The organism is Macrococcus equi (assembly GCF_047426745.1).
GTDB classification, from domain to species: domain Bacteria; phylum Bacillota; class Bacilli; order Staphylococcales; family Staphylococcaceae; genus Macrococcoides; species Macrococcoides equi.
The window spans coordinates 717,099-732,219 of the sequence record NZ_CP179732.1; the positions used below are offsets into that span (position 1 = coordinate 717,099).

At 35.3% G+C, this 15,121-nt stretch carries 14 protein-coding genes and 1 riboswitch; of the genes, 9 read left to right on the forward strand and 5 right to left on the reverse strand.

Features of this window, described 5'->3' with window-relative positions; all coding sequences use genetic code 11:
- Positions 1 to 27: 27 nt before the first annotated feature.
- Positions 28 to 663 carry a metal-dependent transcriptional regulator gene (locus ACMGE6_RS03795; protein ID WP_414054491.1) on the reverse strand — a complete coding sequence of 212 codons (636 nt, stop codon included), beginning with the start codon at positions 661 to 663 and terminating at the stop codon, positions 28 to 30.
- Between the two features lie 135 nt (positions 664 to 798).
- Here ACMGE6_RS03795 and ACMGE6_RS03800 point away from each other — a divergent pair, with 135 nt between their 5' ends.
- From ACMGE6_RS03800 to ACMGE6_RS03830, 7 genes are all read left to right on the forward strand, one after another.
- Complete coding sequence (locus ACMGE6_RS03800) at positions 799 to 1,509, forward strand: metal ABC transporter ATP-binding protein (RefSeq protein ID WP_414054492.1); 711 nt, start codon at positions 799 to 801, stop codon at positions 1,507 to 1,509.
- Entirely contained in the window at positions 1,502 to 2,329 is an 828-nt protein-coding gene (locus ACMGE6_RS03805; RefSeq protein ID WP_414054493.1) for a metal ABC transporter permease, read from the forward strand. Before ACMGE6_RS03800 ends, ACMGE6_RS03805 begins: the two co-directional genes overlap by 8 nt.
- Positions 2,330 to 2,347: 18 nt before the next feature.
- Complete coding sequence (locus ACMGE6_RS03810) at positions 2,348 to 3,259, forward strand: metal ABC transporter solute-binding protein, Zn/Mn family (RefSeq protein ID WP_414054494.1); 912 nt, start codon at positions 2,348 to 2,350, stop codon at positions 3,257 to 3,259.
- A gap of 96 nt (positions 3,260 to 3,355) precedes the next feature.
- Complete coding sequence (locus ACMGE6_RS03815) at positions 3,356 to 4,216, forward strand: PPK2 family polyphosphate kinase (RefSeq protein WP_414045235.1); 861 nt, start codon at positions 3,356 to 3,358, stop codon at positions 4,214 to 4,216.
- Between the two features lie 63 nt (positions 4,217 to 4,279).
- A riboswitch (SAM riboswitch) is annotated at positions 4,280 to 4,375 on the forward strand.
- Positions 4,376 to 4,455: 80 nt separating this feature from the next.
- A complete protein-coding gene (locus tag ACMGE6_RS03820; RefSeq protein ID WP_414054495.1) occupies positions 4,456 to 5,733 on the forward strand; it encodes an O-acetylhomoserine aminocarboxypropyltransferase/cysteine synthase family protein in 1,278 nt (425 codons plus the stop codon).
- A complete protein-coding gene (locus tag ACMGE6_RS03825; protein WP_414054496.1) occupies positions 5,734 to 6,576 on the forward strand; it encodes a homoserine O-acetyltransferase/O-succinyltransferase family protein in 843 nt (280 codons plus the stop codon).
- Between the two features lie 86 nt (positions 6,577 to 6,662).
- Positions 6,663 to 9,317 carry a cation-transporting P-type ATPase gene (locus ACMGE6_RS03830; RefSeq protein ID WP_414054497.1) on the forward strand — a complete coding sequence of 885 codons (2,655 nt, stop codon included), beginning with the start codon at positions 6,663 to 6,665 and terminating at the stop codon, positions 9,315 to 9,317.
- Positions 9,318 to 9,369: 52 nt separating this feature from the next.
- Here the strand turns inward: ACMGE6_RS03830 and ACMGE6_RS03835 are convergent, their stop codons facing one another.
- Both ACMGE6_RS03835 and ACMGE6_RS03840 read right to left on the reverse strand, forming a co-directional pair.
- Positions 9,370 to 10,722: a HAMP domain-containing sensor histidine kinase gene (locus ACMGE6_RS03835; RefSeq protein ID WP_414054498.1), complete on the reverse strand. Its 1,353-nt coding sequence runs from the start codon at positions 10,720 to 10,722 to the stop codon at positions 9,370 to 9,372.
- Positions 10,715 to 11,386 carry a response regulator transcription factor gene (locus ACMGE6_RS03840; protein WP_414054499.1) on the reverse strand — a complete coding sequence of 224 codons (672 nt, stop codon included), beginning with the start codon at positions 11,384 to 11,386 and terminating at the stop codon, positions 10,715 to 10,717. Before ACMGE6_RS03840 ends, ACMGE6_RS03835 begins: the two co-directional genes overlap by 8 nt.
- A 79-nt stretch (positions 11,387 to 11,465) precedes the next feature.
- On the opposite strand from ACMGE6_RS03840, the gene ACMGE6_RS03845 reads away from it, so the two are divergent.
- A complete protein-coding gene (locus ACMGE6_RS03845; RefSeq protein WP_414054500.1) occupies positions 11,466 to 12,494 on the forward strand; it encodes an ABC transporter permease in 1,029 nt (342 codons plus the stop codon).
- A gap of 1 nt (position 12,495) precedes the next feature.
- Positions 12,496 to 13,167, forward strand: coding sequence for an ABC transporter ATP-binding protein (locus ACMGE6_RS03850; RefSeq protein ID WP_414054501.1), 672 nt, complete (start codon positions 12,496 to 12,498; stop codon positions 13,165 to 13,167).
- A 65-nt stretch (positions 13,168 to 13,232) separates the two neighbouring features.
- On the opposite strand, the gene ACMGE6_RS03855 is transcribed toward ACMGE6_RS03850, so the two are convergent.
- Entirely contained in the window at positions 13,233 to 14,780 is a 1,548-nt protein-coding gene (locus ACMGE6_RS03855) for a solute symporter family protein (protein ID WP_414054502.1), read from the reverse strand.
- A complete protein-coding gene (locus ACMGE6_RS03860) occupies positions 14,780 to 15,088 on the reverse strand; it encodes a DUF485 domain-containing protein (RefSeq protein ID WP_414054503.1) in 309 nt (102 codons plus the stop codon). Before ACMGE6_RS03860 ends, ACMGE6_RS03855 begins: the two co-directional genes overlap by 1 nt.
- Positions 15,089 to 15,121 lie beyond the last annotated feature (33 nt).

Below are 15,121 nucleotides of genomic sequence, written 5' to 3' on the forward strand. Positions count from 1 at the left end.
AGCGTGAAGCTCTGCTTCACGCTTTTTTTAATAGAATAACTTTTCTGCATTCTCAAAACTTAAGACAAATTCATGCTTACCTTTTTTGATATATATAATTTTATTTGATTCATCTTTTTTCATTATTTTTAACTGATCATTTACTCTCACTTGATGTTCTGATAAATATTTCAATAGTTCAACTTCATCTTCTACTTGTTTTAAAGTAAAGGTTTGTTGCTCTTCTAAATTTAAAATGCTATCACTAAACTCTTCTATATCTTCACCTCTAGGAATTCTAGCACCATGAGGACAAAACTCCGGATATCCGAGCATTTCATCGAGTCGCTCAATAAACATATCAGTCACTTTATGCTCTAGTACTTCCGCTTCTGCATGAACCTCTTCCCAATTATATTTTAAAGATTCTATCAAGAAACATTCAATCAGTCGATGTCTCTTCAATAATCTTATAACTTCTTTCATACCTAATGGTGTCAACTTCACACCTTTATAAGGTTTAATTTCTACAAGTTGTTCCTTTTCAAGTCTTGTCATCATTTCCGACACTGATGGTGGTTTAATTGCCATAGCATTTGCAATAACTTTATTTGAAACAAAAGTATCTTTTCCCTTGTGATAGTAGATTGTTTTTAAATAATCTTCCTTTTCTTCTGTCAGCATTATATCCCTCTTCTCAACTATGTTCACAAAATCCACACAATTATGGTCTTGAATTTTTCCTGATTTACTACTACTATTAAACTAAAGTTTAGGTTTGCCTAAACTTTATTTTAAAATTACAGAAAGTGTGATGTTATGTTTCAAATTAATGATTTACATGTTGTGATGAATCATCAGACCATCTTGTCTCATATTCATTATACACAACATTCAACAGGTAAGATAATCGGTATCATTGGTCCTAATGGGGCTGGAAAATCAACTTTATTTAAATCAATGCTCGGATTTATCCCGCATTCCGGAAATGCTTATTTCAACAATCAGCCACTGCACTCTAATCGACACTTATGTAGCTATGTTCCACAAAAATCATCTATTGATCTTACCTTCCCTATCACTGTAGAAGATGTTATCTTATCGGGATTATATGGTGCAAGTAATACTAAAAAGACATCTGGTTTTGATAAAGCAAATGCATTGATAAAGAAAATGGAACTTACTGCATTTAGACATAAGTCTTTAGACCAGTTAAGTGGCGGTCAGCTACAACGCGTTCTACTGGCAAGAAGTTTAATGCAGGAAAAATCCATATATCTGCTGGACGAACCTTTTGTCGGAATAGATTATAAAAGTTATGAAATCATAAGGGATTGTTTATTTGAAATCAAGCGTAACAATAAACTTATTTTTATCATTCATCATGATTTAAATTCAGCTCATTTATTATTCGATGAAATTATTATGCTTAATCAAACAATCGTCGCTTATGGACCTACCCAAAATACTCTTACGCAAGAAAATTTATCAAAAACCTTTTTACAAGCAGGAGGTAACGCAGATGCTTGACTTTTATTCACAACTCATGAGTTATCCATTTTTACTTAGAGCACTAATTACAGCATCTGTAGTTGGTATTGTCTCAGGTATTGTTGGCTGTCTTATAACATTACGTGGTCTTAGTCTTATGGGAGATGCGATGAGCCATGCTGTATTACCCGGTGTTGCCATCAGTTTCCTACTTAATATCCCCATGTTTATAGGAGCATTAATCTCAGGATTAGTAACCAGTCTTATTATCGGAACGATCACAACGCACTCAAAAACAAAGAACGACGCTGCTATAGGCATCACCTTTACATGTCTTTTTTCAATCGGTGTGATTATCATCAGTTCGATACAATCAACAACTAATCTTTATAGTATTTTGTTCGGCAATATACTTACCGTCACTCGTGAAGCGATGTGGACATCCATTGGTGTAAGTATATTAACAATTTTATTTATCATTTTTTGCTATCAGCCTTTAAAAATGACCACCTTTGACCCTGTATTCAGTCAGATGAATGGTACACATCCCAAGTTTTGGCATTATACTGTGATGTTATTACTCGGATTAATTACTGTTATCAGCCTACAAACTGTCGGTATCATTCTTGTTGTAGCACTTCTCATTACCCCTGCTTCAAGCGCTTATTTAGTTTCGAAGTCCCTGCATAGCATGATGATACTTTCTGCTCTTTTCGGATTAATCAGTGCTACAAGCGGAATGTATATAAGCTATCTATTGAATGTTCCAAGTGGCGCCTGTATTGTTATTTGCGCCAGCATCATATACGCAGTAATATTCTGCTCAAAACATATACAAATAAGATACTTTGCACAATAAATTTACGGAGGTTTAATAATGAAAAAAATAATATCAATCATTGCATCAATCACATTGTTCACATTTTTACTGGCAGGCTGTCAGAAGGATACGAACAAACTCAAAATTGTGACAACCAACTCTATTCTCTACGACATGACAAAACAAGTAGTGGGTAAACAGGCACAGGTCACTAATATCGTGCCTATCGGACAAGATCCTCATGAGTACGAAATAAAGCCACAAGATATTAAAGCGATTACTGATGCAGATATCATTATTTATAATGGATTGAATTTAGAAACTGCCAGTGGTTGGTTCCAAAAAGCATTAAAACAAGCTGATAAAGATTTATCATCGAAAGCAGTGGTTGCAGCAAGCAAAGGTGTAAAACCTATTTATCTTAATATGAAGCACGATAAATCCTCACTTGATCCTCACGCATGGCTCAGCATTCAAAATGGTATTCAATATGTTAAAAATATTTCTGCTGCCGTTAAAAAGGCTGATAAGCAACATGCAAAAATTTATGATAATAACACAAAGCTATATACTAAAAATTTAGATCAGCTCGACAAAAAATATAAAAACAAATTTAAAGATATTGAGAAATCTAGAAGACATTTAATTACAAGCGAAGGTGCCTTTAAATACTTCGCACGTGATTATCATATCAATCACGGATATATATGGGAAATTAATACCGATAAACAAGGGACACCTGAACAAATGAAACAAGCAGTTGATTATGTTAAGAAAAACAAAGTAAAATCACTATTTGTTGAAACAAGTATTGACCAACGCAGTATGAAATCCTTAAGTGAAACGACACATGTTCCTATCACCAGCAAAGTCTATACAGATTCAATTGGCAAGCAAGGTACAGATGGTGACAGTTATTTTAAGATGATGGAACATAATATAAAAGTTATACACGATGGATTGAAATAATTCATTAATATATTAGCGATTAAATCCTGCAACTCCATTCTCTCTGTTTATTTTCCTCTCACTAGGGAAGAAAGTAATAAAAATGGAGGGATATGCATGGATATCAATCAATATAAAGTTTCACCAGATAAAACATTTAACTTTGATGACTTTAAGTCCAGTGAAGATGAAAAAAAGAATAACGATCATATAAAAGAAAATATTGTTCCAGAACTCACAAAACATCTCGAAAACTTACACCTTAAACTTCATGCTGCTGAACAAAATGGCATCATTGTCGTTCTGCAAGCACTTGATGCGGCGGGTAAGGATGAGGTGATTAGTTATATATTCTCTAACTTAAGTGCGCAAGGTCTTAAGACGACTTCATTTGGTAAACCAAACGAAACAGACTTAAAACATGATTACCTATGGCGTTATCACGAAGGATTACCGGAGCGTGGTCAAATCGGTATTTTTAATCGTTCATATTATGAAGATGTGTTAGCGCCACGTATTCACGATTCAGTAGAAGAATATGAAACACCTCAAGATGATACCAATGAATCTATATGGCAGACACGTTACCGACAAATCAATGACTTCGAACGTTATTTAACTGAAAATGGATTTGAAGTCATCAAGTTTTTCTTTAATATGTCTAAAGATGAACAACGTGATCGACTATTAGAACGTATGACAAATAAAGATAAGAACTGGGAGTTTTCGTTCAATGATGTTAAAGAACGTGAGTACTGGGATGATTATCAAAAGATATTTGCTGAAATGCTTGAAGCTACTTCAACTGAACATAGTCCATGGTACATCTTACCCGCTGACGACGAGTGGCATACAAGACGTATTGTAACAGAGGTGATGATTGATACGATTGAAAGATTGAATCCTGAATTTCCTGAAATTTCTCAAGAACATCAAGATAAATTAAATGAATACATTGAGAAACTAAAGAATGATTAAAAAGTTATTTGACAATTCGGAAATCTTGTTTTAGAATAGTTCGTAATTATTACAACTGAATATTACTTATCCAGAGTGGTGGAGGGACTGGCCCTATGAAACCCAGCAACCTATTCAATTAGGTGCTAATTCCAGCAGGTATAACCTGAAAGATGAGCATATGAGTCTACTTCTTTGAGGTAGACTCATTTTTTTGCTCCTCTTATGTCTTTTTAAACAATATTAGGAGGAATTTTATTATGACAAATAACTACAGATTTGAAACAAAACAAGTACATGCAGGCCAAGTGATTGACAAAGAAACAAATTCGCGCGCGCTCCCTATTTATCAGACATCGTCTTTTACCTTTAATGATACCGATCATGCTGCTAATTTATTCGGTTTAAAAGAATTCGGCAATATTTATACACGCTTGACTAATCCAACGACTGCTGCATTTGAAATCCGTGTTGCAGAACTTGAAGGAGGTGTCGCTGCAGTTGCTGTAGCTTCAGGAATGGCTGCAATTACATATGCTATACAGAATATAGCAAATAGCGGCGATCATATCGTTGCAACAACAAGTCTGTATGGCGGCACACATACTTTGTTCGAACATACGTTTAGAAAGTTTGGAATTGAAGTTTCACTTGTTGATACGAGCTCTCTTGAAAATGTAAAGAAAGCATTAAAAGAAAATACAAAAGCTATCTTTGTTGAAACTATTGGTAACCCTGAGGGTAATGTTGAAGACTTAGAAGCACTTGCTGAAATTGCCCATAAACACGATGTTCCATTAATTGTTGACAATACTTTTGCATCGCCATATTTATGTCGTCCAATCGAATTCGGCGCTGATATCGTTGTCCACTCTGCCACAAAATTTATTGGTGGTCATGGTACATCGATTGGAGGTGTCATTGTTGATAGCGGAAAGTTTGACTGGACAGGTGGTAAATTCAAAGGATTAACTGAGCCGGAGCCGAGTTATCATAATCTAGTCTTCACAGAAAGTTTTGGAGAAGCTGCGTATGCGATTAAATTACGTACAACGCTTTTACGTGATACAGGGGCAGCCCTTTCTCCGTTTAATGCATTCTTGCTGGCACAAGGTTTAGAAACGTTATCGTTGCGCGTAGAACGTCATGTTGAAAATACAAAGAAAGTTATTGAATTTTTATCAAATCACGACAAAGTAGAGTGGATAAAATATGCAGGTACTCAAGACAGCCCGTATAAACCATTACAGGAAAAATATTTACCCAAAGGTGCAGGATCAATCTTTACATTCGGCGTTAAAGGTGGAAAAGCAGCAGGTAAAAAATTTATCGAAGCACTTGAACTCTTCTCTCTTCTTGCCAACGTTGGCGATGCAAAATCACTGATTATCCATCCTGCTTCAACAACGCATGCACAACTCTCTGAAGCAGAACAACTTGCAGCAGGGGTTAGCCCAGAAACAATTCGAATTTCAGTAGGCATCGAACATATTGATGATATTATCGCAGATTTAGAGCGCGGATTGAGAGTGATATAAATGGCTATAAAGTTAAATCAATCTCCTTTTAAACGCATTCTTATCGTCAATTTGATGCCTAATAAGTTTGAAACTGAATTGCAATTAAGACGCCAATTGCAAGATGCACATATTGATTTCTTATATTTAAAAACCCATAAGACAAGCACTTTGAAAAGACAATATGTTGAAAAACATTATATCTCGTTCGATGAAGCCAAACTGAATACTTACCAAGGATTCATCATAACTGGCGCACCTGTAGAACATTTGGACTTCAAAGCGGTTGATTACTTCAATGAATTACAATCAATACTTAAATGGTCAAAACGTCAGCAACATCACCGTTTATTCATTTGCTGGGGCGCTCAATTTGCGTTATACAGTGAGTATCATCTTGATAAAACACCATTTTTTAATCACCAAAAACTTTTCGGTGTATATGAATACGATATATTAGAGAAACATGCTTTAACACAAGGCTATCAATCCTACCATGTACCTCAATCACGATATACCAATATTGATATACACGCCATTAAACAAAAGACAGACTTAACTATTTTAAGTTCACATCCAGTATACGGTGCAGATATATTAGTTTCTAAAGATAACAAAGATCTATACATTAATGGACATTTAGAATATGCTGCAAACACCCTCCATACTGAATATATACGTGATTGTAATAAAGGCATTAAGATAGCTTTACCTGAACATTACTATTCTTATAACAATTCAAATGACAATGTCATTTCTAAATGGCAACCCTTTGCAAAAACTTTCTTTAGCCGTTGGATTGATCAACTCACTGAAAGTAATCAACTGAATAACTGTCATAAATTTAACAAACTTTCAATATAAATAATAATTACTCCACCCTTTCGTTAGAATAATAATCATATATCAGTTACGATTAAAGTAATAATACACGTAAAGGGATGTTCGTTATGACAAATAAAAATTGGCATCAATTCTCTGTTGACGAAACGATTTCATTACTTAGTTCTTCTCCAGACAATGGTTTATCAAGCAATCAAGTCGAACAGAATTTCAATCGTTTTGGATCAAACACACTGCCTAAGCAAAAAGAAAAGCCAAAAATCATAAAGTTTTTAGCACATTTCAATGACGTTTTAATTTATGTCTTATTGATTGCAGCAGCAATCACAGGGTTACTAGGACACTTTTTAGACATGTCTGTTATCATTCTCGTTGCTTTTATTAATGCAATTATTGGTTATGTTCAAGAATCACGTGCTGAAAGAGCACTAGAAAGTATTCGCAATATGATGACGAGTGAGGCCGTAGTGGTTCGTGATGGTCGCAGTCAAACTGTTCCAAGTGAACAACTGACAATTGGAGACATCGTTATTTTATCATCAGGTGAAAAAATCCCTGCGGACCTACGCCTCATTGAAGCGAATAACTTAAAGATTGAAGAGTCGGCATTAACCGGCGAGTCTGTCGCTGTACAAAAACACACGCCACCCATAGAAGCTGATGCTGTACTCGGAGACCGAAAGAACATGGCGTATTCAAGTTCTTCGATTACATCAGGCTCTGGTATCGGTATCGTTGTTGCAATTGGTAGCGACACTGAACTCGGTAAGATTAATCAGTCGATGGCAGAAACAGAACAAGTGACGACACCGCTAATGCAACAAACAGGTCAATTTGGTAAGTCTGTCAGTATCGGTATCGTTGTCATCTCGATTGCAATTTATTTATTTGGTCTGCTATACCATCACTATCCAGCAGGAGACTTATTACTTTCAGTAATCGCACTAGCCGTAGGTGCCATTCCAGAAGGTTTACCTGCTGTTATTTCAATCATATTGGCACTTGGGGTACAATCGATGGCAAAGAACAATGCTATCGTAAAGAACTTACCTTCTGTTGAAACATTAGGTTCTGTATCCGTAATTTGTACGGATAAGACCGGAACATTAACGAAAAATGAAATGACAGTAACGTCGATTGATTTATTGCATAATCATTATGAAGTCACTGGAACCGGTTATGAACCCATCGGTGAAATTATCCCCAAATACAAAGAAACACCTGAAACAGAGCAGGCATTATATCAGTTCTTAACATGTGTCAAAACAGTCAATGAGGCACGTCTTTCTCAAGATGAAATCGGCCATTACCAAATTACTGGTGAACCGACAGAAGGTTGCTTAATGACACTTGTTCATAAGACAAATTTGGAAATCCCAAACTTACCTGCAATCGATAAGATTCCTTTCGACTCACGCTATAAATACATGGCCTACCTCGTAGAAGATCAAAGAAAGAAGCGTATATACATTAAAGGTGCCCCAGATAGAATCTTTGATCGAGTCTTTACAAACACTGAAGAAAGACGTGTGTGGGAAGATAAACTCAGCACAATTGCTAAAGAAGGAAAACGCCTAATTGCTGCAGGATACAAAGATATGCCTGAAGATACAACAACAATCAGCCATAAAGATTTAGAAAGTGGTGTGACACTTCTGGGTCTTGCCGGTATTATTGATCCGCCACGTGAATCATCAATTAAAGCAGTCAGCGCTTGTCAAAAAGCAGGTATCGCTGTAAAAATGATCACAGGTGACCATAAAGAAACAGCGATGGCGATTGGGAAACAACTCGGTATCGGTAATGGTACGAAAGCGATTGAAGGTCGCGAACTTGATCATATGACTGAAGAAGAACTGTATACTTCCGCCATTGAATATGACGTGTTTGCCAGAACGAGTCCAGAGAATAAGTTACAACTCGTTAAAGCTTTACAACATCATGATGAAATTACATCGATGACAGGTGATGGTGTCAATGATGCACCTGCTTTAAAACGTGCTGATATTGGTGTTGCGATGGGGATTAAAGGTACTGAAGTATCTAAAGATGCAGCGCGCATGATTCTCGTAGATGATAACTTTGAAACGATTGTCAGTGCTGTACAGGAAGGTCGTCGTGTATACGATAATTTAAAGAAAACAATTCTATTTATTCTACCGACTAACGGGTCGCAAGGATTACTCATCTTAGCAGCGATTTTATTCGGCATTTCTATTCCACTCACACCTGTACAAGTATTATGGGTGAACATGGTGACTGCCATTACGATATCATTTGCGCTTGCTTTTGAACCACTTGAACCTGGTGCAATGGAAAGAAAGCCAAGACATAAATCCACACCATTACTCAGCAAATATTTCTTGTTTAGAATATTGCTCGTATCATTTATCGTCGCAGGCGGTATATTACTTGCTAATATGTATTTAAAACACATGGATTTAGATAAAACTATCCTGAATACTATTACATTACAGTCACTTGTCTTTGCGTTAATCTTCCACTTATTCAATTGTAGGCACTTAAACCAGTTCGCAATTAATAAAGATTTCTTTAAGAATAAAGTGGCATTTATGGTCTCTGGTCTACTCATTGCACTACAATTACTCATTACGTATGTCCCATTCTTAAATACAATCTTAAAGACTGCACCACTTACACTATCACAATGGATGATTCCGATTGGGATTGGGGTTGCGGTATTTATCTTAATTGAAATTGAAAAATGGATAACCCGTACAATCTTTAAATATGAAGCATAGTAAATTTATAAAATAAAGCGCTGCACACTAACAAAGTGTGCAGCGCTTTATTTTATTGTAGGTCAATAATAATCGTAGTACCTTTATCTAGCGTACTTTCAATGGAAATAGCAAACCTATGTACATCTAGTATTTCTTTTACGATTGCCATCCCTAGTCCGTTAGAAGTAACATTATCTTCATTGACATTGGATTTATAGAAGCGCTCAAAGATCATCTTTTGCGTTTCCTCCGTCATACCATATCCATGATCCTGAATGGTAAATAACTTATTGTTGTGTTCTTCTTTCAACTCGATATGAATTTCACTGTCATTTGGACTATATTTAATCGCATTTGATAATATATTAGTAATCATTTGATAACACAAATCTCTATCTCCGCTGACGATAACGTCTTCTAATTGCGTTGATAAGAAAATATCTTTTTGATTAATGGTATACATATTATCTCGTATGACTTCTTGAATCAGTACTTTAAAATTAAATGCTTGCTTCGTTATAGAGATTTTGTTTTGTTCGATTGATGCTAATAGTAAGAGCTGTTTCGTTAATCCGCTCAATCTCGTTGATTGGTGTTCAATTTGATTCAATAAACTTAAGTTCTGAATTTCTTTTAATTTATTTATTTGACCAAGTAAATTTGTTATTGGAGATTGTATTTCATGGCTTACATTTGCTACAAACCTTTGATTGATTTCTTCATGTTGTTTAATCTTTTTACTCATCTCATTCATTTCTTGCGCTAGTATACCTAGTTCATCTTTACGATTCACTTTCATTTGATATCCACTCTGTTCACCTATACGTTGCGCTGCTTTCTTCAGTTCAGTGACAGGATGCACGATATATTTTGATGAAAGAAATACAAAGAGTATTGAGAGGATGATTGTTAGTAATAACAATATTGCTAAAAACGACCTGAATTCATGCATGCTTTCACCTACATCAGGTCGTATAAATACATGATATGACTGTTGATTAATTTTCATTTCAGTTCCGACCGTATTCCTTGATTCGTTGTCAAAGAATCCGGTTATAAATAAATTAAAAGGTCGATGCTTTATACCATGATAAATATTGTCTGAATCAAGTTTAAGTTGATTCAGCTCTAAATTATCCACTCTAAATTGTGTTCCATAACTTTTCTTATGATGATTACTATCGATAGTCAGCACCTGAAAATTCAGTTGTGCAAGTTGTTGAAAGAAGTCGTCAGCTGATATATTTGGATGCTTTTCTATATAGTCTTTTTGCGTCATCAATACTTTCGTTAATCTTTCATCATTTTGAGCTTTTAACGTTGTATGGTAATACATATTTGAAATAGCAAATGCAATGACAGCACTAAGAAACATAACGTGAAGTGTCGCAACAATAAAGCGTGTTGATAAGTGTCTAAACATGTTGCACCTTATAACCAACACCACGAACTGTTATGATCTCTAATGCAGTATCATAAGCGTCTAACCTTTTTCTAATACGTTTTATATGAACGTCCACTGTACGTTCATCCCCTTCAAAGTCCAGTCCCCATATTGCATCAATCAGTTGTGCACGTGTTGCAATGTTCGGATGATTTTTAATAAGATAGTATAACAATTCAAATTCTTTTCGTGGTAAATATAACGTGTCTTTACCAATATTCAATTCATATGTTTGTTGATCCAATTCTATGTTTCCGAATTGTATCGCCGAAATATCTTTGTTATACCGTTTTAAGATTGCATTTGTTCTAAATAATAGTTCTTCAAATGCAAAAGGTTTGGTTAAATAATCATCACTACCCGCCTCAAATGCAACACGTTTATCCCCTAAAGCATCGCGTGCTGTCAACATGATGACCGGAATCTCATAACTTTCTTTAATCGTTTCACATAGTTCAAAGCCATTCATACCGGGCATCATAATATCTACTACACATAGGTCAATATTATTTCCTTCAAGCAAATACAGCGCATCTTCCCCATTTTTTGCAGCTAGCACATCATAATGATGTTTTTGAAAGCTACTGACCACTTCATTTCTAATACTTTGTTCGTCATCCACGATTAAAATTTTATTTTTCATATTTTTTCTCCTTAGTTCATATTCTGTTCATATTACTGTTTTAATATTGAGCTATCAACAAAACAGAAAGGTGATAAAAATGAATTTAGCACTAAAAGAAATTTCTTATTATAAGCTAAAATATGCTTTGGTTGCAGCCATCATATTTCTACTTGCATTTCTCGTATTATTTGTTTCAAGTTTAGCACAAGGATTAGGAAAAGATAATATTTCATTCATTGAGCACATGAACGGAAAATATTTCGTTGTTTCAGATGATGCTGATAATAACCTACTTAATGCACCGATTCATCCAGAAGACGTGAAAGTATTAAAGGACAATCATATCCCACTCGTTCAAATGCAACCGATTAAAGTACAGAATAATGATAAGTTCTTACTTACAACAATATCAAACATTCATGCATTACCGAAAGATGGTGAGATTGCACTAGATCTGCATATGAGTAAAAACTATAAAGTGAACGACAAATTAAATGTAGTTGATAGTAAAGAAACCTTAAATATAAAGCAATTTGATAAATATCAAATGTATGCACATATGTCAGTAGGTCTTGTAAATCAAGGTACTTATCAAAAGATAGTCCCTCATAATGCGATTAATACAGCGATCCTGACGGAAGATATGTTAAAAGATAAAATTGAGCTCAAAGATTTGAAGGCACATTTAAAACATTCAAAAATCATTACACCTACCGATGCCATGAAAGCCATTCCGAGTTACGAAGCTGAACAAATGCCACTGAATTTAATGGTATTCTTCTTATTCTTAATCTCAGCAATTGTTATCACCGTCTTCTTCTATATCATTACGATTCAAAAAACAACTGAATACGGCATCTTAAAAGCAATTGGCACAAGTCATAAAAAACTTATCTTCAAGTTAATTCAGGAAGTATTTATTATTGTTTCACTAAGCGTAGCTTTAGCGATTGGAATCATAATGATTATCAATAATTTCTTACCACCCACTATGCCATTCTATTTAAATAGTGATCTGATATTTATATTAGCAGCCCTATTTTTATTAGTAGCTTTTATTGGCGTCCTATTATCCATTATTAAAGTACTAAAAATAGATCCTATTCAAGCTATTGGAGGAGAATAATATGATTCACGTGGAACAATTAACAAAAACTTTTAAACAAGGTGATACTGAGGTTACCGTTTTAAACAATATTAATTTAGAAGTAAAGCCAGGTGAAGTGGTCTGTTTATATGGCCCTTCTGGTTCAGGGAAAAGTACGTTACTCACAATCATAGGTGCTTTACTGAAACCAACAAGTGGAGACGTACGTATCAACAAGCAATCAATTATCTCATTAAATCAACAACAACTGACACAATTACGATTAAGTGAGATCGGATTTATCTTTCAAGCTTCTCATTTAGTTCCTTTCTTAAAAGTAAAAGAACAGTTAATGCATGTTGCATTAGAAAATCATATGGATAAGCAGCAAGCAGCACATCGAGCCGAATCTTTATTGAACACATTCGGACTATCACACCGAACAAAGCAATATCCTAAAAGCTTATCAGGTGGCGAAAAACAACGTGTCGCGATTGCACGAGCATTTATGAATGAACCATCATTAATATTAGCTGATGAACCAACGGCTAGTCTTGACTTCGAACGTGCAGTTCAAGTAATTGAGGCGATTCAGGAGCGTGTCAAAGCTCAACAAAGTGCATGTATCATCATTACACATGATGACCGTATCTTTAAATATGCAGATCACTTATTTCGATTAGAAGGTGGAAAGATGGTTCAAGAAAGATAATGATAACTATTAAAAAGAGGGCTTTGACTTTTTGCCTCGCCCTCTTTTACTGTGTTAATAATATATTAATGTGTCACTTCTGATGTTGCAATTCCTGTTACCGACTTCACTTGTACTTCTCTATACTTATCAGCCGATTCCTCTTTACCTAAAAATGTCCCTAAAAATGCTGCGATAAAACCAGCAGGCACAGAAATAATCGCTGGATTTGCAATAGGGAATATTGGTTCCATATTGATAAACCCAGTTCCCATAGTGTTCATCACGTTTGGACTTAATATTACTAAAATAATAGAAGTAAGTAACCCTACTACAATCCCCGCAATCGCGCCTTGTGTATTGAACCGTTTCCAGAAGATTGTATACACAATCACTGGTAAATTAGCACTTGCCGCAACACAGAACGCAAGTGATACTAGGAATGCTACGTTCATATTTTGAGCAAATAACGCAAGTATTATCGATAAAATAGAAACTGCAAGTGAAGCAATTTTCGCTGCACTCATTTGTTCCTTCTCACTAATATTACCTTTCTTAATTATCTCACCGTAAATATCATGCGCAAAAGCTGACGCACCTGATAATACAAGACCTGCTACTACCGCTAAGATAGTTGCAAATGCTACTGCACACACGAATGACATCAGTAAATCTCCACCAAGCTTATCTGCAAGTAACGGAGCTGCCATATTACCTGCTGGATTCGCTTTAATAATTTCCTCGCGAGATAACAGACTCGCCGCACCAAATCCTAAAAATATCGTTAATATATAGAAAATCCCGATAATCCAAGTCGCCCACATCACTGAACTACGCGCGGTCTTTGCATCACTAACAGTAAAGAAACGCATTAATATATGTGGTAATCCGGCTGTACCAAATAATAACGCAATGATTAAAGAAATATTATCTAGAGGAGACTTTCCTTGAGATCCAGGATTAATGTATTCTCCTTTAAAATCAGCTGACTTAATTTCTCTCATTTGCCCAAACATCTCAGCAATACTGAAATTAAAGTGTTTCAGCACTAAGAACGAAATAATAATTGTTCCGACCATTAATAAAATAGCTTTAACCATTTGTACCCAACTTGTTGCAGTCATCCCACCGAATAATACGTAAATCGTCATCATTATCCCTACAATAATAACTGCCCACGTATACGGAATATTAAATAATAACTGAATGAGCGCTCCAGCTCCTACAAGCTGCGCTAACATATAGAAAATTACTATCGTAATTGACGAAACAGCTGCCGTTGCACGCACTTTCTTCAACTCAAATCGCGCTGCAATCATATCTGCTAATGTGTACTTCCCTAAATTTCTTAATGGCTCAGCTACTATGTATAATACGATTAAATACGCTGTTAAATACCCGATACTGTAGAAGAACCCATCAAATCCCCATAATGCGATGGCACCTGCAATACCTAAAAATGATGCTGCAGATAAGTAATCACCCGCAATAGCTAACCCATTTTGCCAACCCGTTAACCCTCCTCCTGCTGTGTAGAAATCTTCAGCAGAGTTCGTACGTTTCGAAGCAAAATAAGTAATTAATAAGGTTAAGCTCACGAAGAATAAAAACATAATGATAACGGTCATATTCATTAGTGTGACCCCCTCTTGTATGCACTAATGATACGCTCACTCGCATCATCGAACGCTTTCGCTTTACTCATATAAATCGTTACTAACGTCCAAACCATAATAAAAAGTAAAAATGCATAAACCCAAGCCCAAGAAATATTCCAAAATGCGATGTTATTCAGTACTGTCGTATACCCTGTTAATATCGGAAAGAGCAGCGTTGCGACAATAAAGAAAATCGTAATCGGAAAGATAAAGCTTTTCCTGGCTATTACTAAATCATTGAATTCTTTTGATTCAGCGATTTTGTTGTAATCTTGTTGATTCATGAAACCATCTCCTTTTTAAGTGTAAAAATTCCT